This window comes from Thermogladius calderae 1633, from assembly GCF_000264495.1.
GTDB lineage: Archaea > Thermoproteota > Thermoprotei_A > Sulfolobales > Desulfurococcaceae > Thermogladius > Thermogladius calderae.
Window position 1 is genome coordinate 404,878 of sequence record NC_017954.1, and the last position, 16,837, is coordinate 421,714.

Consider the following 16,837-nt stretch of genomic DNA (forward strand, 5'->3'; position numbering starts at 1 on the left):
TTAACTACCTCTTGTACCTCCTGCGGACTAACCACTTCTTCCTAGTCTTGAACCACAGGTAGGCCCAGGCACGCGGTAGCAGGAAGTACACAGCTATAGGTATGGACGCGAAGCCGACCACTGTGCCGGCTAGCGTAATGTAGCGCCAGGTTACGAAACTGGAATACGAGCTCTCAAGGGACGACAGCTCCTCTCTGGCCAGGGTGAGGTTGCCTTCAACCCACGCCGCCTCTTCGGGGGTCAGGTTGCCTTTGTTTATGAGCGACAAGGCGTTGTTCACGTACTCCTCCACCATACTGGTGTTCATGCCCGCTTGGCTTAGGCTCTTCAACTTAGTAGCTATCTCCTCTACCTGGGCGAGGTAGTCAGGCGACGCAGCCCAAACGACCTCAGCCGCTAAAACGAGGATTGCGAGAACGGCGGCTACCGGCCTGACCATAGAGCTCCTCATCTCGCCTTCGGGGTCTAATCATCCCTAGACCTTTGTTAGAGTCCCGTTGGTTAAAAGGTATTCCTCGTCCCCCGTGAAGCTCTTGATGTTTATCTCCGTAGTGGTGATTACGAAGGAGACCCCGAGCCTGTCCCTAAGCTCTCTTATAGTGTTGAACAGTTTTTCTACACCCTTATCGTCAACGTAGGCGAAGGGCTCGTCCGCGACGACGAGCCTAGGCTTGGTCACCAGGCTCCTAGCCAAGGCGACAACCTGCTTCTCGCCGCCGCTCAACGTCTCCACTCTTCTCTCAAGCATGTGCGGTATTCCGAGCAGCTCGCTTACTTCCCTGACGGCCAGCTCTCTGTCTCTCCTCTTCAGACCCTTAATAATTACCGGTAGCTCTATGTTTTCCTTTACTGTTAGATTAGGGAGCAGGTCTATTGTCTGAGGGATGTACGATATGGTTCCCGATACGAGCCTAGACCTCGCAGCAGTGCCGAGTCTCCACGCGTCGACGCCGTTTATCAGTACCCTGCCCTCGTCAGGCTTTAGCAGTAGGACCATGAGCTTTAGTAGGGTCGTCTTACCGGCCCCGCTCCTACCCCTTACCACGACGATCCTCGAGGGCCCTACTTGTAGGTCGACGTTCTCGAGTACAACCCTTCCGTTAATGGTCTTTCTGACCTTTTCCAGCTTAACGAGCTCCACTAGGCTGACCCTACCCCGCTACACTGCTATACCAATAAGAGGAAACCGTTGCCGTTGTTTAAAACGGTACCGTTGGCCCTATTCGGGTCCACACTCACTTTTACAACCCGGCCGGCGGACACGAGTGCCCCGTTCGTCGCCATGTACCTGTACAGGAGTCTCAGGGACTCTGATCCGCACGGGATCTGTGCCGTCTCAACCCCGTAGAAACCACTCAGCATCATGCTCTGCTTCACGTCGCTACACACCTTCAACCCTGTAAGTTTTTCCTTGAGTAAGAGCCCCGTGTAGACCTCGCTCTCCCTGTACACCCAGTACCACCCAAGGGGGGCCGCTACCCCGGTGAAGGTCAGGACGTAGACGAGGACTGACGTTGCGAGGAAAAGGGCGGACGCAAGAACAGCACGCCTCCTACGGTGCCCGTTGATGGTTAACGGGGCTAGAACTACGATGAACCCGGCCACTCTGTAGATTATGGACTCGTAGCCGGGGATCTCCTCCCCGACAAAGAACGCGATCAGGCCCGCTATAGCGGTGAACCACGCGAGAGAAGAGAGCGTTGTCCTGTCCTTCGACACAGCGTTAATGGCCACGATGAGTAGTGCCGTTAGAACGAGGAGCACTGTCAGAGCGAGACTCACCGTGTCTAGAGAGTAAACGACCTCTGCGACCACGCCCGATAAAGCGACCCCTGTAATAAGGGATAGGAGAGCCGTGACGTCTAATAAACGCTCCTTCACCTTGACTACGAAGACCCCTATTGCTAGCCCGACCAGGCTGAAAATCACAACGTAGGAGACTAAGCTGAGAGCAAGCCAACCCGTTACAGCCGAGAGCGTCGAGAACCTCCCCAGCGTAAGGTACTGCAGGGATTGCGATACGGCTAGCGGCACAGAGGGGACGACAACCCTACGAAACTCCACCGCCCAGTAGGGTAGCGGCTTATATAGCCTGACTACGTGGGCTAAGAACGACGAGAACAGGATGACGGTAGCGATTAGAGAAGTAAGGTGGTGGGTGAACGGAAGCGCCAGCGCGGAGACCACGGGTATAACCGGGCCTAGATTCGCTCTGCTGACGAGGGAGTAGACCATCATTAAGAGGAGGACGTAGGCGTACCCCTCTTTTGTGTAAGCGGCCGTCATCATCAGGACGTTGAAGGCCGCCCCTATCACTATCGCGGCCAGGGCGCCCTCTAAACCCTTCCTAAACGAGTAGACAATTGTTATGATCGACACAGTAATCAAGCTCGTTATCGTGGCTACGGAGAGCAGCAGGCTGGTCCCCGCCACCTCGCTGAAGATAGCCAGTTCAAACGATGTTGCTGGCCAGTAGTTGTTGTAGCCGTCGAAAACGCTGGAGTAAAGGCTAATAGGCGAATACTGGCTCAACACCTGCGAGTTCCGTAGAATACCCCACACGTCGGTCGAGAAGAAAGTACTGCTGGTAATGTAGAGTGCGAGCCTTGCTAGGAGCGGGATTGAGACGGCCAATAGTAGAAGCAGAACACCAATGTTACGCCTCTTCTCCAATTTTGCTGACACCTCTCAACACGATAAACGTCTGAATAATTACGAGGCCCAGGGTGTACAGCAACGTGTTGTCTGGTTGCAGGTCGAGGCTGATACTGTGGAACAGCACCTGGAAGCGCAGAAGCCCGTGGAGAAGCCAGGTAAGCAAGGCCCCGAGAGCATACCCCGACACGAACAAAGCTATTAGGGAGCCTGCGGCCATAAACCTCACCCTCCTCGTATCAAGCACCACCTCGAGAAGCGTGTGCAGGACTTTCCTTTTCGTCTTCAAGTAGTATGACGAGGTCTCGACCAGTACGGCCGTCGAGAGTATCAAGGAGCCAGCTATCCCGAGAAGACTCGTCTCCCTACTCAAGTTGACTACGTCGCCGAAACCCTTGATCGACACGACTCCTTTGAACCCTCCTCTCTGAGACTCGAACAGGGAGACGAGCCAGCTCGGTATGCTTACCTTGAGCCCGTAACCCACGCTGGTGTTGCTCGCGACGGCCTCCAATAGCCTGGTCGCCTGCTCGTCTAGGCTACTACACGTCAAGACGCTGTACTCGCCTACACCTACACCTCTTAGAAGCCTGGCTATATCAAGGCTCGTCAAGACCTCGTCGTCAAGTAGCGTCCCTGTCTCGAAAACGCCGGATACCTCGACTGCTACAGCTTTGTTGTTCAAAACCCCTCTCAGTAGGAGTAGTTCTCCTGGAGAGACGCCCACCTCGCTCGAGACCCGGGCGCCAACCATAACGTTGAACCCGTCTACTCTCGGCTCTCCGACAACCTTGCCTGCGCCAATTACCTGTTGGACCTTGTCTGGTGGTACACCCCGGACTACCACGGGCTTCGCGTCGTTGATCAGCGCAGGGGCTAAGACGACAGGGACACACTTCCCGCCAGTACTGTTGACTACGTAGTCTGCTAAGCGACTCGGTAGTAGACCGGTCACCACGAAGCTGTACCTGTTATAGACCAGTAGGTCACTGCCCCCTCTAGCGACCTCTAGTGGCGCTAGTATAATGTCCCCCGCTATGCTTATGGCGACCATGCTGAAAGAGACGACGACTGCTAGTACCGCTGCCGAAGCGAAGTAGTCTTTGTCGAAGAAGAGTTTCAATAAGACGTTCACCCGTACACCCTCCTCGTCACCCTCCTGGCTATGAACGTGTGGGGTAGTAGGGCGATGGCTGCTATCAAAGCGTAAGAGCGCGCGAAGCCGACTAAGTTTATGTACGGACTTACAACGATCGGGGCCTTCAGGAGGTATTTTGCTACAACGGTGAGAGTACGCGACAGAACTATAGAGAGACTAAAACCGAGGAGTGCACCGGTCACGGCCGTGACCGCGATCGAGAGGAGAAGACCGGCGGCTACGGACCCTCTCCCGCCTCCTAGCTCCCTAATCACTAGTGCCGTGTTCGCTAAGTCGTCCTCTCTTTTCAAGCCGAGTAAGAGGGAGCCCAGGAGCAGTACGGCTAGAGCAAAGTAGACGAGGGCTTCTCCCACGTTCTCGAACTCGCGCACTACACTGGAGGAAGCTATCGACAATGGGTGCAGGCTCTCGTCGCACCCCGAGGCAGGTTTCAACGCCGGCGCCTCATCTGGGAAGTAACCCGTGATGACGACGCTGGTTTTCACCGGGCCGATCTTGACCTCGGCTTGGAGGCGGGTGGGCAGCTCGCTCCCGTACTGGAGTAGTTTTAGTAGTCCAGTGGAAGCCAGCATCTCGACGCCTCCACGGGACCCCTCGGCTACGGAGGGGCAGTAGACTACTAGGGGGATCTCGCTCTCGTTCGCGAGTAACACGCCGACGCTAGCCGGTTGCGCCGGCGGGGCGTTCACTATAGAGCTTAGACCGCTGACGATGACCACGACGGGTGTGAAGAACAACTGTATCATAAAAATTATGCTAGACACGAGCACTGTAAACAGGAGGAGTTCGCCGAGGCAACACCTCGTGAAAGCCACTATCGGGGGCATCTTCATCGGTTCTCCTCCAGCTTAGTGCGGGGGGTGGGATTTGAACCCACGCAGGCCTACACCAGCGGATCTCCCCTGGGCTACTTGAGTCCGCCCCCTTTGGCCTGGCTCGGGCACCCCCGCACCGTAGATATAAATTAAGTGTACAAGGGGTTTTAACCTAGACTTTGCCGACTCCAACCATGAGTGGTCTACGTAAGCAGGTTGGTCAGGGGGTGTGGACTAAGCTTTATTAGTCTAGTTAAGGTTCTCGTATACTCTAGGGTGCTACTTAAATGCCTCTGAGACCGGCAAGGTGCTACACGCACTTCAGCGGGCCGCCGTACACTAGGAAGGAGTACATACCGGGCGTCCCTCAGCCCAAGATAACGAAGTTCGAGATGGGGAACCCGAAAGGCGATTACCAGTACGTGCTGAAGCTAGTGGCGGAGGAGGCCGGGCAGATCAGGCATAACGCTCTCGAGGCCGCGCGTGTAATGATCAACAAGAGGATGAGTGTCGTGGCAGGCGACGTCAACTACTACCTGAAAGTGAAGAAGTACCCCCACCACGTTATCAGGGAGAACAAGATGATGGCGTTTGCCGGTGCCGACAGGCTTCAGGATGGTATGAGGCTGTCCTTTGGCAAACCTATCGGATTGGCCGCCAGAGTTAGCCCCGGTGACGTGATCGTAGAGCTTTACGTGAAGAAGGAGCACTTGGACGAAGCTAAGAAGTCTATGAAAATAGCGGCGTCTAAGCTACCTCTGCCTGCGAGAGTGGTCGTAGAGCCTCTCCAGACGGCTGTTGGGCAGTAGCAGCTACGCTGTCAAGAGCCGTTTTCAGTCCGCAAGGTTAGTACCTTGAAATGCGACACCTACATTGTTGAGGAGAGCCTATTAGTAGAGGAGCTGTCTTCGATATCTGCTTCTAGGCCCCGGGTTCTCTTACAGGCCCCCGACGGGCTAAAGAAGCTGTACGACTGTCTAGGGGGCTTCCTAAAAAAGGTAAGGGACGTCGAGGTCTACTACTCGGCGTCGCCCTCGTTCGGTGCTTGCGACATCCCGCTTGAAGAGGTAGCCCTCCTTAGACCCGACTTAGTAGTCCACGTCGGGCACGCCAAGTACCCCCTCGCCGAGGTCGAGCCCCCTTTAAGGGTCGTGTACGTCCCGGTCTACTACGACGTGACCCCCCGCACCGAGTCTCTACTAGAGATAGAGGGCTTGCTGGGCTCTAGGTCTTGGAGAAGAGTAGCCGTGGTTAGCCCTTTAACGGAGCGTCTAGCGGCTCAGAGGATCGCGGATTACCTGTCCAGCAGGGGTTTCGAGATTAGGGAGGCTTGGGATAGACCTATACTCGGGTGCGACTACCGCTCTGTAATAGCACTGGCAAGCTCGGTAGACGGGTTCATACTAGTCTCTGGGGGGCTGTTCCACGCGTTGGGTGCGGCCTTATACACCGACAACTTGTTGGCCTACGACCCTTACAGGGAGAAGGTCTGGGATCCATCAGTAGAAGCACGCAAGTTGGTCAGAGGAAGGGTTTACACGGTCATTAGACTCCGTAACCAGCCTCTGAGGAGAGCAGTAGTAATCGCCGGCGCGAGGCCGGGGCAGTTCAGGCCCAGTGTACTAAGCATGGTCGCCAAGCTGATGGAGAAGATCGGGGTCGAGTACGTCGTGACGACCGTCTCCTACCTAACCTTGGACAGGCTCCTCACTATAGACGAGACGTTCAGGCCAGACTTCATAGTCGTCACGAGCTGTCCTAGGCTGCCCCTCGACGACTTCCATGACTTCCACAAGCCGGTCCTCACACCAGGAGAGCTCGCCATGCTTGTTTGGGGGGTTGAAAAGTACGTCTTCCCGTGGTAGTCTAGACAAGAAGAGCCTTGAAATAGCCCTTTCCAAGATACCCCGTTACCCGCGTCCAAGGAGGGAGCTGGAGCAGTACGAGACATCGCCGGACGTCGCTGCGGCTGTTCTCTGGGACGCGTACATGATGGGGGATATCGAGGACTCCGTCGTCCTGGAGTTGGGGTGTGGTACCGGCAGGTTCGTATTCGGTGCGCTGATGCTGGGGGCCAGGCTCGGTATATGTCTCGACATAGACGAGGGGGTGCTGGAATACGCGAGGGAGGCCCACTGCAGCCACAGCCGGCAGCTCTGTAGGAGGGTCGTCTACATGGTCGCCGACGCCCTCCACAACCCTGTCGTAAGCGTTGACACGGTCTTAATGAACCCGCCTTTCGGCGTGTACGAGAGCAACCGGGGGCTTGACATGGGTTTCTTGAGCTCGGCACTAGACGTCGCGAGCAGCGTCTACTCGATCCACAAGTACACGGAGAAGGCCGTTGAGCTAGTTAAGACGCGTGCCGTTGAAAAAGGTTTCGGAGTCGTTAAAATAGGCTTTCTAGAATTAAAAATACCGATGATGTTCGAGACTCACCGTAGGAGGGTGCACAGGTTCAAGGCGTTCTACGTCGTGCTAAAGAGGGGTCTGGGTTGAGTAGCGACAAGGTCACACCGGGCGATGTCTTGGGGGTCCTAGAGGAGTTCATAGCGGGTAGCGGCGTATACGAGGATGCTAGTGGGAGGCTCAGGAGTAGCGTCGTAGGCGTGGTTTTCGCGGATAAATTGAGGAAGTCCGTGAACGTGAAACCCGCTGTCGCCAAGACTCTCGTACCGCGTGTAGGGGACATCGTAGAGGGTGTAGTGGTGTACATGAACGACGACCTGGCATTTGTGAGAATTTACTGGATTGAAGACAAGAGATCTGTTAAGCCCGTAAGCATGACTGGGGTTATACACGTCTCGCAGGCCAGCCAAGCATACGTGGAGACGATGTTCGACATTGTCAGGGTCAGCGACGTGGTCAAAGCCAAGGTGATAGGCGGGAAAGGAGTATTCCAGCTCTCCATCAAGGAGCCGCAACTGGGTGTCGTGTACGCGAGGTGTAACTACTGCGGAGGCGAGCTGGTGTACGAGGGTGGCAGGCTGGTCTGTAGCGTGTGTGGGCAGGTTAACAAGAGGAAGGTGAGCACGAACTACGTACTAGTGAAGGGTCAGTGATGCCTCTCGTCAAAAGGGTCTTCAGAGTGAGGTGTGTTAGCGAGCCCTGCGAGAAACTAGCCGAGATGATAAGTGAGCACATAGCTCTTGTAGGCGAATACGCTATAACAATCCACGACAACTGGATATCGATAGAGTTCCACGGATACGAGTCGGAGATCAAGAGGGCCTGGGCCAGGATCAAGAGCCTGTTAGCCGGGTTACCCAAGGCTGGCAGGGGAGGGTTCTCCTTAGAGCTTAATGCTATGTTCAGGGAACTCGGCTCGACCTTCCCGCCCCGTGTTTTAGTTGAGGTGTTGAAGAGGAGGGGGTTCACGGCCGCTCTAGACAAGGACAGCAATAGGGTGATAACTAACGCGGGCAAAGAGGTGGTTTACGAGCTGTCCAAGAGGATAATAGAACTGGCCAAGAGGATACCCGGCAACGTGAGAGGGCTGTCGACTAAGTACTACCTGTTAACTATAGGCGCTCTAACAGGGATCCCTCTGGAGGAGGTCCTGGAGAGAGCTCTCGCGTTATCGCACCTAAGGAAGGATGAAGAGGGGTCTATCGTCCTGGATATCGAGTGGGTCCAGGGAGTAGATGAATTTTTAAAAAAGGTAAAGCATAGTACTGGCTAGCCAGCAAGCAACCGGTGGTTTCATCAATGGAAGTGAGAATTCTGAAGAGGGAGGGAAACGAGCTAGTGATAGAGATCCAGGGAGAGGACCATACACTTGGGAACCTGCTGGCAAAAGAGGCTCTCCTAGACCCGAGAGTAGAGTACAGCGCGTACAGGATCCCGCACCCGCTCCAAGAGAGAATGGAGCTAACACTAGTCACGAAGCAGGGCGAAGACCCGCTCAAGGTTCTCGTCGAGATAATAGACAAGCTAGTCGGTGACATAAGGGCTTTCAGGAGCCTAGTAGAGGAGAAGCTATGAAGAGGGAGTCGAGGGTACTAGCTGTAGCGTTACTCGACGACATCATAGTACTGGCAGTCTATAGGGGAAATTTTTAGAAGAGATGAAAATAGTCCAGGCTCTCGATAGGCTGTTCAGCCTACGGGAGGCCGTTAGAAGCCTGTCCACTTTCAACGAGTTATCGATAGTAGTGAACTGCGAAGGCTCGAAGTACGACCACGCCTGGTTGGGGTTGAGGGTTGTAGAGGGCTCCCAATACCTACCGCTAAGGGAGAAGTACTGTAGTTTTATAAGACTCGCTTCCAGTCTTGTCAAGTATATAAGTTTGGGTGGTGTAGAGGCTCTAGAGTCGGTTGTCTGCGGCGAGACGCCATGCCACGGTTTTGCCCTCGTTGCGGGGGTCTAATGAAGCCGGTGAATGAGGGTGGGACATACTACCTAGTGTGCTCTAGGTGTGGCTACAAGGTCAAGGCTACCGAGCGAGACCTGGCCCTCTACGGGTTGAAGGTAAAAATCGAGCACTCGGAGAAGGAGAAGACGCTCGTACTGAAAGACAGCGGCGAGGCTAACTTGCCTGTAACCAGGGAAGTGACTTGCCCGAAGTGCGGTTACCACGAGGCGTACTACTGGTTCATCCAGACGAGGGCTGCCGACGAGCCTCCGACGAGGTTTTACAAGTGCAGGAGATGCGGGCACGTCTGGAGGGAATACGAGTAGACGGTCGGGCGGGTTGCTGGGTGCTCCTACAAGGCCCCCAAGGTTTAATTCCTCTGGAGCCTAACTAGTTGCATAGAGCGGGTGGTCATTGCTTGAGGCTTAAGTTCTCGAACGCGGCGATATGGAGGTATGTGGTGGCTTCCATTGCGAAGATCATAGAAGAGGGCGTCTTCAAGGCCAACGCTAGTGGTCTAAAGATGAAGGCTCTAGACTCGTCTAATACCGCCCTAATAGACTTAGTAATCCCAAAGGAGTCTTTCGCTGAGTACGACGTTAGCGGGGAGGAGAGGTTCGGCGTTAACTTCGACGACTTCTCTAAGATACTCAAACTAGCCTCAAAGGGGGACGAGCTCGTACTGGAGACTTTCGAAGGCGGTAGGCTAGGTGTGACGTTCCACGGTCACGGGACGAGGACTTTCATCTTACCCAATATCGAGGTGTCGACCGTCGAGGAAATATCCGAGATAGAGCTCGAGTTCCCTGTAACCGCTAGAATCCAGCCGGCTATTTTCGCAGACGTGTTGAGGGAGCTGGAGGTTGTCGGCGACGTGATCACGCTAGAGTCCGAGGCGGGCTCTAGTAAGCTGGTATTCTCCTCGTCCAGCGACGTAGCCGAGGCGAAGATCGAGCTATCTCTCGAAGACGGCTCCCTCCTCGAGTACGTCGTCAACGCCGACGCGAAAGCAAGCTACAGCATAGAGTACCTGGTAGAGATTTCAAGGATCTCGCCGGTGGCAGAGGGCCTCACTCTCAGTTACGGGCCTAACATGCCTATGAGACTCGTCTTCGACATCTCGCAGGGCGGAAGGCTAACGTTCTATGTATCGCCGCGAGTCGAATAAGCAGTTTCTCCGGAGGGTACTCAGGCAATACTATAGTAGGAGGCCTCTCGTAGAGCCGCCCAACCTCCATTCTAGGGAGATAGCCCTCGTAGACCTCGAGAGCGAGGCTTACGTGAGACACCTGAGCTTCCCCTCGATGGCCCAGCTATACCACTTCATTGTAGACCAGAAGACGCCGCTACACTTGTACTACTCGTCAGCAGTCTACGACGACCCCTCGGCGGAGAACATGAGTATGAAGGGCTGGAAAGGCTCGGAGCTTATATTCGACATAGACGTGGACCACCTCCCCGGGTGCGACCTCAAGTTGAAAGTGTGCGTCGAGGACAACAGCGTTCTCGGCGAACACACCGAGAAGTGCCCCTCCGGCTCGGAGCCCGTCGAGGTGAGCGTCATAGAGCCCGAGTGCTTTAGGAAAGGGCTTGGTGAAGCCTCCAAGCTACGCGAGATCCTCGAAGAAGACTTCGGGTTCAAGGACGTTAAAGTCTACTTCTCGGGGCACAGGGGGTTCCACGTGAGGGTCTCCGACGACTCCGCGCTAGATCTAACGAGGGAGGCGAGAGCCTCTATAGCCGACTACGTCTCTTGCGAAAACATGGACGTCTCGCGCCTCTTCCCATCGGATACGTCCAGTAGAGCTGGTTTTGTGTACTTCGGGGAAAACGAGGCCGGGTTCAGGAAGAGGGTTCTAAAACTCGCACTCGAGATGGGTCTGGCCGAGAAGGTGGTAGTCGCAGAGGGCTTTAGGAGCCCGCCTAGACACAGTGAGAGGGGCGTGTTGTACAGGGTGCCCGGTGAATACCTTAGTAACATACTGAGCGACTTATGTGTTAAGGTCGACAAGGTCGTCACAATGGATATTACGCGCCTGTCTAGGTTTGAGGGAGGCATCAATGGTAAAGCGGGCCTCAAGGTAGCGGAGTTTAAAGAGGATGAGCCCTTTAGTTTCACGGAACTGTTCGCTTGGTCGGGGAGAGTAGTGGTAAGCCCGCTCATAGATTTCACGGGCTTCAGGGTATTCGACCAGAAGCTAAACCTGAAGAGGGGGGTCAGGCTGGAGCTGGAGGCTCCCTACGCCATATATTTAATTCTCAAGAAGCTAGCAAATTACGTGAGCGATAAGGGAGTGGAGCCCCTGGTATGAGCAGTCCGCTGACCAGGCTAATACGCGAGGAGATCTGGTCTGCCAAGCTCCTGTCAATCCAAGACGTCAAGTTGCAAGACGTCCAGTCGGGTTTGGAGAGCGGCCTTCAAGCAGGTATAAGTTCTAGCAGAGAGGAGAGAGAGCTCTTCCTAAGAATACTAAGTAGGGTTGTCGAAGACGCGCGTACTCTGGCCGAGTTCAGGCTCTTGAAGGCGTCTCTCGGCGTCGAGCCCCCAGCCGATAGCGTAGACGGGTACGTGCTCAGCCTCGTGTGGCGCTTGAAGAAGTTCCTCGCTCTACTATACTCTGGTTCCTTAGTATCGCATGGAAAGAGGCTCCTCGTCTACTTCAAGTCCGGCTGCGGCAAATACAGAAGAGGTGATGTCGTCTTACTAGAGGCCGAGAAGACGATGCCCTTCTACCTGGAGGACTGTGTTGAGCTAGTAGAGAGACCGATCTACTCGTACCTCCAGCTAAGAGGGCAGGTACTGCAAACTAACAGCTAAGGCGGTCAAGGACACGACAGCCAGTAAGCTGACCATTACGTAGAAGTTGATCTCGAGCCTCCTTTCCTCAGTTATCTTCTTGAAACCCTTTGGTCTAATAGACTCGGTGAAATGCGGCGCTATTGCTCCTACCACGACTAGGAACGCTATTAGTGTGGTGTAGAGCAGTGTGTACCCTACAGCGCTCAACCCATACGAGGCGAGCTGTGAACCAAAGGTCAGGACGAAGTAGGGCCAGTTCGGCACGACCACTATGACGGCTATGATCGACAAGACTACGAACAACGAAAGGGCCTTGTCGGCCACGTAGTCGTAGTCGAACTCGAAGGCTAAGTCCTCTTTAAACCTCCTCGTCTTTCTCGACATGCCTCCCCCCTACGGGTTTAGGTTTTAAATTTAGGTCTCAACTAATAAACACAGCTTTGAAGGTGCTTACTATGAAGGTCAAGAACGTAGTGCCCGGCGTTGTTTTCCTAGCACTAAGCCTGGTCTCCTACTTTGTTCTCGGGTTTTACATCTTGAAGTACGGTTTGCCAAGCGACATCTCGTGGTTCCACATATACGTCGTGAAGTATGCTGGGTACCCACTCGACAGGGGCCTCTCTGTTGTGGCACCCGTCGATCTGAGGTACTACGACACGCTAGGGGATCTTTTAATCAGGGTGCTGGCCCAGAGCTCTGTAGACGTAGTGCCACTAGTAGCGGGGGCTTTAACACTCGCCCTTGTAGCCGCTCTCTCGTATTTCTGGTCGAGGGATCTGCTGACGGCTGGCCTCGCGGCTCTCCTCGTCGCGACAACTCCAGGCTTCGTGTACTGGTTCAAACTGGGGATGTTCGGTCCTTGGAACATGATTCCGCTCACTCTACTCGGCATCCTACTCCTAGTCGCCGCCTCGGGCACGGGGAGCCCCCTGGTCGGCGTGTTAGCGGGGGCAGTCCTAGGGTTTTCGTGGCTGTTGAACGGTAGCGTATGGGCAGTGGTAGCGTCGTACGGCATCACTGCCAGTATTCTCGTGACGGCCGGTAAAATGGGGTGGAGAGAGCTCTCCCCAGCCCAAGTTATACTGGTCGTGTTCCTTGTAGCGGTCTTGCTCGGCTACAGGTTCGTAACCCTCTGGCACGTAGTGGCGTTGGGCTTGCTGGCAGGCCCCCTGGTGGGGTGGTGCTTGGTTAAGAGGTTTAGTCTCAACAAAGCGTCTTCGAGGCTCGTGGCTCTCGTCGTGTCGCTGGTACTCGTCGTCGTGTTGTCTGTGCTCTTGTCGGCGAGCCTGGGCGCCCCCGGCGTCACCGGGGTGTACTATAAGCAGTACAACCCGATGTTCGACCTGGGAGCTCCAGGGCTTCTCCTCGCCCTCGGCTTCCTAGCCTTGTCGAGAACAGCCAAGTATTCGGGGAGTGTAGACCTCTTCGCAAAGGTCCTCCTGCTCTCGATGTCTGTTACCTCGCTCCTCCTGGGCTACGTTGACGTGATCAACGAGCTGTACGCTATAGTAGCGTCCTCCGTGGTGGTCGCCTATGTTTTGACAAAGGTGCTCCACGGGATAAGCGTATTCGAGAAAGGCTTCGGCAGAGCCACCTCTATACTCCTAGTCTCGCTAGTACTCCTGTCGTTTGTAGGGAGCAACGTCGTCTCTTCGACGGCGGTGAGCTGGAGCCCCCCTAGCATCGTGTCTTTGGACATCCCGTTGACCTACATAAACAGGACGGCGGTCGACCTCAGTGGTCTGCCCAGCCTTCTGAGCGCTCTCTCCAACGCCTCTAGCAACAGAACCCTCGTGGTAGCGTACTGGGGCTACACGTACTACGTCCTGGGATATCTAGGCGAGGGGTATACTGCCCTTGCAGGCCCCTCGGGCCCCGTGGAAGGTTGGAGGCTCACGTCTTGGATCATGGTCAGTGACGAGGCCACCTCGGCCGGTATCTTGAGGAGGCTGACTATGGCGTACAACATAAGCAGGGTCTACGTGATCGTGGGGGAGGCTATAAGCATCGAGAACACGGTCTATGGTACTAAGCAGGTGCACTTCGGGAGGGCTATACCTGCGGGTCGTATCGGCACGGTGACCTACCAGCCCCTAGGGGACGTCGCCAGGATACCCGTCTACGTCGCCCTCGCCAACCAGAGTATAACGGACTTCATAGACTACGGTAAGGCGACGTACTTCGTGAACGTGCCCCTGGCATGGACTAGTAGGGCAGCGTCGTCCCTTGTAGTAGAACTCTTAGCTTACGCGGCCCACTCGATGGGTTACCCCACTCTAAACGACATCTACCAGCCCCAAGAGCTCAGCGTAAAGACTCCAATGTTCTTCAGACTCGTCAACACTACACTCATACCGCTGGACACTGCTACTTCGACGTCGGCGACCTTCTACAATTATTACCTGTTGGCACTATACGAATTCCGCGAGGTGACGGTCTAAGGTGGTAGTCCCAAGGAAACCCCTACCAGACCTAGGAGAGCTAGTAGTCGCCACGGTGAGAGAGATATTCGACTACGGCGCTTACGTCACCCTAGACGAGTACAACGACTTGAAGGCGTACTTGCCTTGGAGCGAGGCCTCCACTAAGTGGGTCAAGGACCTTCACGAGGTCATATACGAGGGCGAGAAGATAGTCGTCAAAGTCATAAGAGTGGACAGAAGGAAGAACGAGGTAGACGTCTCCCTGAAGAGGGTCTCCGATGGGGACAAGCGCAGGAAGATGATGTGGTGGAAGAGGTTCCTGCGGGGTGCCAAGATAATCGAGACAGTAGCCAAGTCTATGGGCTGGAGCCTAGAAGAAGCCTATAGGGACGTGGTCTGGAAGCTTGAAGACCAGTTCGGGGAGCCACTAACTGCGCTTGAAGAAGCCGTGGGTAAGGGGGAGGAGGTTCTTATTAAAGCCGGTGTACCCGAGAAGTGGGTCAAGCCTATTCTCGAAGAGGCGTCTAAGCACGTGAAGCCTAGGAAGATCTCGGTCAAGAGGGTCGTCTTGCTTAGGAGCCTGGAAAGAGACGGCGTTGTGAGGGTGAAGGGCGTCCTCGAAACCCTGGACAGGGAGATAACCGGGCAAGGACTAGCGGCGAGAATATACACGGCTGGCTCCCCGAGGTACGTCGTAGAGGTGGAGGCTGGGGACTACAAGACAGCGGAGGCGGTTCTGGAGAGGTCGCTTGAGCGTGCGCTCAAGAAAGCCAAGGAGCTCGGCGTCGAAGTCTCTGTCGAGAGTGTGAAGTCTTGAAGTGGCTCATGAGGAAGTGCTCTAGGTGTGGCAGGTATACCCTTGCGACAGACAAGTGCCCGTACTGCGGGGGAGAGCTGAGAGTCCCACACCCGCCCAGGGCTAGCCCGGACGACAAGCTTGTCGTCTACAGGTTACAGGCCAAGTTGGAGTCGGGCCTCTTGAAACTAGACGAGAAGCCTCCTTACGTGCCGTGAAACAACTTTTTAAAACCCTACAATGCAGTATCCAAATTTACAGAGCCGCCGTAGTATAGCCCGGTCTAGTATGCGGGCCTGTCGAGCCCGTGACCCGGGTTCAAATCCCGGCGGCGGCGTACATACTGATCGCGCCGCCCTACCCGTCTCTTTAAAAACCCTGTAGATCTTCCAATAAATCTCATAGTGTATGGTGGTAAGCGTGACCAGAGTAAAGATAGTGTTCACCGACCTAGACGGGACCTTGACCGAGTCTAGGAGGACGTACAGGATCCACCTGGGGGCCGTCGAGGCGATGAGAAGGCTACAGAGCTTAGGTGTACGTGTTAGCATAGTATCCAGTAACGCCCTCCCGGTAGTCATAGGCCTGCACAGGTATCTAGACTTGGACGGCCCCGCTATAGCAGAGACCGGTGCATTAATATATAGCGAGGACCTCGGAATAGTAGAGCTACCGTCGAGGTCGGCTAGAGAAGCTTACTCGGACGCTCTCTCTAGGTTCAGGGGGCTTGTGGCGGACTCGTGGCAGAACAGGTTCAGGCTTTACGACTTCGCTCTCAGACTAGTTGATAGGGCCAACGGCGACCAGGTCTACAAACTGGTGAAGGACTACGTCGAGGGCAGGTACGACTGGGTGAGAGTAGGCTACAGCAAGTACGCTATTCACCTGACACCACGGGACGTGGATAAAGGCAGAGCCGTCAAGTTCGTCCTCGACAGACTGGGGTTGGACCCTAGTGAGGCTGTAGCTGTGGGCGACAGCTCTATGGACGCGAACCTTCTGAAAGCAGTGGAGCTGGGCGTGGCAACTGGAGACGCGGACGAGGAGCTCAAGGCGGTGGCTAAGCTAATCGTAGACGAGCCCGCAGGAAGGGCCATCGTGAAGCTCGCCGAGTTGATCGAGGGCGGCCAGCTGTGATTAGGGCTGTCTTGTTCGACATGGACGGCACGATACTGGACTCGGAGGACTTCATAACCTGGAGCTTCCTCGAGGCCTCGCGTATAGTGGGCGTCGAGGTAGACGAGGACGCGATCAGGAGAAACATCGGTAGGCCTCTAGACGAGTTCTCCGCCCTGGTATTCGGGGGGCTGCGTAGAGAGAAGTACCTCGAGCTGATGAAGGTCAGGGCTAAACTAGTAGAGGAGAACTGGAAACGGATGATCAGGGTCTTCGACGACGTCTCCGGGGTTCTGAGCCTTCTGAGGAGCAAGGGGTTCAGACTCGCGGTAGCCTCCTCCAGTAAACTGGAGAGGATAGTCGAGTACCTCGGCTACTTCAACATACTCGGCCTCTTCGACACGGTCTCGGGAGTCGTTGACGGGGTACGAGGTAAGCCCTACCCGGACGTGATCCTGAGAGCTCTAGGCACGATTGGTGTTGGAGCCGGGGAAGCGGTATACGTCGGCGACAGGGAGGTCGACTGCCTCGCCGCCAGGTCGGCAGGGGTCGGCTTCGTGCTGGTCAATAGGAAAAACTACGGGTACGATCAGGGCGTGTGCCGACCAGACTACGCTATAGAGAGCCTCAGGCCTCTCCCAGACCTCCTCCTGTATATCAACAAAAATTGATATGTTTGTGAACATAATTTTCTCTTTGAATATAAAAGGGGCTTTAGT

22 protein-coding genes and 2 tRNA genes are annotated in these 16,837 nt (G+C 55.2%); 17 read left to right on the top strand and 7 right to left on the bottom strand.

All coding sequences use genetic code 11. From position 1 onward, the window contains the following. Window positions 1–4: 4 nt before the first annotated feature. The 6 genes from TCELL_RS02315 to TCELL_RS02340 all read right to left on the bottom strand — a co-directional run bounded on the left by TCELL_RS02315 (window position 5) and on the right by TCELL_RS02340 (window position 4,764). Window positions 5–451 (bottom strand): hypothetical protein, encoded by a 447-nt coding sequence (locus tag TCELL_RS02315; protein ID WP_014737120.1) that lies wholly within the window; start codon window positions 449–451, stop codon window positions 5–7. Between the two features lie 24 nt (window positions 452–475). Beyond that, the gene (locus tag TCELL_RS02320) at window positions 476–1,141 is read right to left on the bottom strand and encodes an ABC transporter ATP-binding protein (RefSeq protein WP_014737121.1); all 666 of its coding nucleotides are present in this window, start codon (window positions 1,139–1,141) and stop codon (window positions 476–478) included. 26 nt (window positions 1,142–1,167) lie between these two features. After that, a complete protein-coding gene (locus TCELL_RS02325) occupies window positions 1,168–2,673 on the bottom strand; it encodes a hypothetical protein (protein WP_014737122.1) in 1,506 nt (501 codons plus the stop codon). Continuing rightward, entirely contained in the window at window positions 2,657–3,790 is a 1,134-nt protein-coding gene (locus tag TCELL_RS02330; RefSeq protein WP_014737123.1) for a hypothetical protein, read from the bottom strand. Before TCELL_RS02330 ends, TCELL_RS02325 begins: the two co-directional genes overlap by 17 nt. Then, window positions 3,787–4,647, bottom strand: a complete 861-nt coding sequence (locus tag TCELL_RS02335) for a hypothetical protein (RefSeq protein WP_014737124.1) — start codon at window positions 4,645–4,647, stop codon at window positions 3,787–3,789. Before TCELL_RS02335 ends, TCELL_RS02330 begins: the two co-directional genes overlap by 4 nt. A 19-nt stretch (window positions 4,648–4,666) precedes the next feature. Next, window positions 4,667–4,764, bottom strand: a tRNA-Leu gene (locus TCELL_RS02340). 152 nt (window positions 4,765–4,916) lie between these two features. Here TCELL_RS02340 and TCELL_RS02345 point away from each other — a divergent pair. The 11 genes from TCELL_RS02345 (at window position 4,917) to TCELL_RS02395 (ending at window position 11,801) form a co-directional block, all read left to right on the top strand. After that, on the top strand, window positions 4,917–5,438 hold the full coding sequence (locus tag TCELL_RS02345; RefSeq protein WP_014737125.1) for a 50S ribosomal protein L16: 522 nt from the start codon (window positions 4,917–4,919) through the stop codon (window positions 5,436–5,438). Window positions 5,439–5,483: 45 nt separating this feature from the next. After that, entirely contained in the window at window positions 5,484–6,494 is a 1,011-nt protein-coding gene (gene dph2, locus TCELL_RS02350; protein WP_014737126.1) for a diphthamide biosynthesis enzyme Dph2, read from the top strand. Next, window positions 6,469–7,128 carry an METTL5 family protein gene (locus TCELL_RS02355; RefSeq protein ID WP_048162960.1) on the top strand — a complete coding sequence of 220 codons (660 nt, stop codon included), beginning with the start codon at window positions 6,469–6,471 and terminating at the stop codon, window positions 7,126–7,128. The genes dph2 and TCELL_RS02355 overlap by 26 nt, the downstream gene beginning before the upstream one ends. Continuing rightward, window positions 7,125–7,691: an exosome complex RNA-binding protein Csl4 gene (locus TCELL_RS02360; RefSeq protein ID WP_014737128.1), complete on the top strand. Its 567-nt coding sequence runs from the start codon at window positions 7,125–7,127 to the stop codon at window positions 7,689–7,691. Before TCELL_RS02355 ends, TCELL_RS02360 begins: the two co-directional genes overlap by 4 nt. Continuing rightward, window positions 7,691–8,311, top strand: a complete 621-nt coding sequence (locus tag TCELL_RS02365) for a DUF2067 family protein (RefSeq protein ID WP_014737129.1) — start codon at window positions 7,691–7,693, stop codon at window positions 8,309–8,311. The genes TCELL_RS02360 and TCELL_RS02365 overlap by 1 nt, the downstream gene beginning before the upstream one ends. Before the next feature lie 26 nt (window positions 8,312–8,337). Continuing rightward, the gene (locus tag TCELL_RS02370; RefSeq protein ID WP_014737130.1) at window positions 8,338–8,613 is read left to right on the top strand and encodes an RpoL/Rpb11 RNA polymerase subunit family protein; all 276 of its coding nucleotides are present in this window, start codon (window positions 8,338–8,340) and stop codon (window positions 8,611–8,613) included. An 82-nt stretch (window positions 8,614–8,695) separates the two neighbouring features. Beyond that, entirely contained in the window at window positions 8,696–8,998 is a 303-nt protein-coding gene (locus TCELL_RS02375; RefSeq protein ID WP_014737131.1) for a hypothetical protein, read from the top strand. Beyond that, on the top strand, window positions 8,998–9,309 hold the full coding sequence (locus TCELL_RS02380; protein WP_014737132.1) for a transcription factor S: 312 nt from the start codon (window positions 8,998–9,000) through the stop codon (window positions 9,307–9,309). Before TCELL_RS02375 ends, TCELL_RS02380 begins: the two co-directional genes overlap by 1 nt. 92 nt (window positions 9,310–9,401) lie before the next feature. Next, window positions 9,402–10,151 (top strand): DNA polymerase sliding clamp, encoded by a 750-nt coding sequence (locus TCELL_RS02385; RefSeq protein WP_014737133.1) that lies wholly within the window; start codon window positions 9,402–9,404, stop codon window positions 10,149–10,151. Next, window positions 10,129–11,295 carry a DNA primase small subunit domain-containing protein gene (locus TCELL_RS02390; RefSeq protein WP_014737134.1) on the top strand — a complete coding sequence of 389 codons (1,167 nt, stop codon included), beginning with the start codon at window positions 10,129–10,131 and terminating at the stop codon, window positions 11,293–11,295. The genes TCELL_RS02385 and TCELL_RS02390 overlap by 23 nt, the downstream gene beginning before the upstream one ends. After that, window positions 11,292–11,801, top strand: a complete 510-nt coding sequence (locus TCELL_RS02395) for a hypothetical protein (RefSeq protein ID WP_014737135.1) — start codon at window positions 11,292–11,294, stop codon at window positions 11,799–11,801. Before TCELL_RS02390 ends, TCELL_RS02395 begins: the two co-directional genes overlap by 4 nt. Here the strand turns inward: TCELL_RS02395 and TCELL_RS07295 are convergent. After that, entirely contained in the window at window positions 11,769–12,167 is a 399-nt protein-coding gene (locus TCELL_RS07295; RefSeq protein WP_052307203.1) for a hypothetical protein, read from the bottom strand. The genes TCELL_RS02395 and TCELL_RS07295 overlap by 33 nt on opposite strands. A 56-nt stretch (window positions 12,168–12,223) precedes the next feature. Here TCELL_RS07295 and TCELL_RS02405 point away from each other — a divergent pair, with 56 nt between their 5' ends. The 6 genes from TCELL_RS02405 to TCELL_RS02430 all read left to right on the top strand — a co-directional run bounded on the left by TCELL_RS02405 (window position 12,224) and on the right by TCELL_RS02430 (window position 16,789). Then, a complete protein-coding gene (locus tag TCELL_RS02405) occupies window positions 12,224–14,224 on the top strand; it encodes a hypothetical protein (RefSeq protein ID WP_162097824.1) in 2,001 nt (666 codons plus the stop codon). Window position 14,225: 1 nt separating this feature from the next. Further along, window positions 14,226–15,023 (top strand): translation initiation factor IF-2 subunit alpha, encoded by a 798-nt coding sequence (locus TCELL_RS02410; RefSeq protein WP_014737137.1) that lies wholly within the window; start codon window positions 14,226–14,228, stop codon window positions 15,021–15,023. Next, window positions 15,020–15,220: an RNA-protein complex protein Nop10 gene (locus TCELL_RS02415; protein ID WP_014737138.1), complete on the top strand. Its 201-nt coding sequence runs from the start codon at window positions 15,020–15,022 to the stop codon at window positions 15,218–15,220. The genes TCELL_RS02410 and TCELL_RS02415 overlap by 4 nt, the downstream gene beginning before the upstream one ends. A gap of 44 nt (window positions 15,221–15,264) precedes the next feature. After that, a tRNA-Asp gene (locus TCELL_RS02420) sits at window positions 15,265–15,339 on the top strand. A 71-nt stretch (window positions 15,340–15,410) separates the two neighbouring features. Continuing rightward, the gene (locus tag TCELL_RS02425; protein WP_014737139.1) at window positions 15,411–16,139 is read left to right on the top strand and encodes a phosphoglycolate phosphatase; all 729 of its coding nucleotides are present in this window, start codon (window positions 15,411–15,413) and stop codon (window positions 16,137–16,139) included. Continuing rightward, entirely contained in the window at window positions 16,136–16,789 is a 654-nt protein-coding gene (locus tag TCELL_RS02430) for an HAD family hydrolase (protein ID WP_014737140.1), read from the top strand. The genes TCELL_RS02425 and TCELL_RS02430 overlap by 4 nt, the downstream gene beginning before the upstream one ends. Window positions 16,790–16,837: the final 48 nt, after the last annotated feature.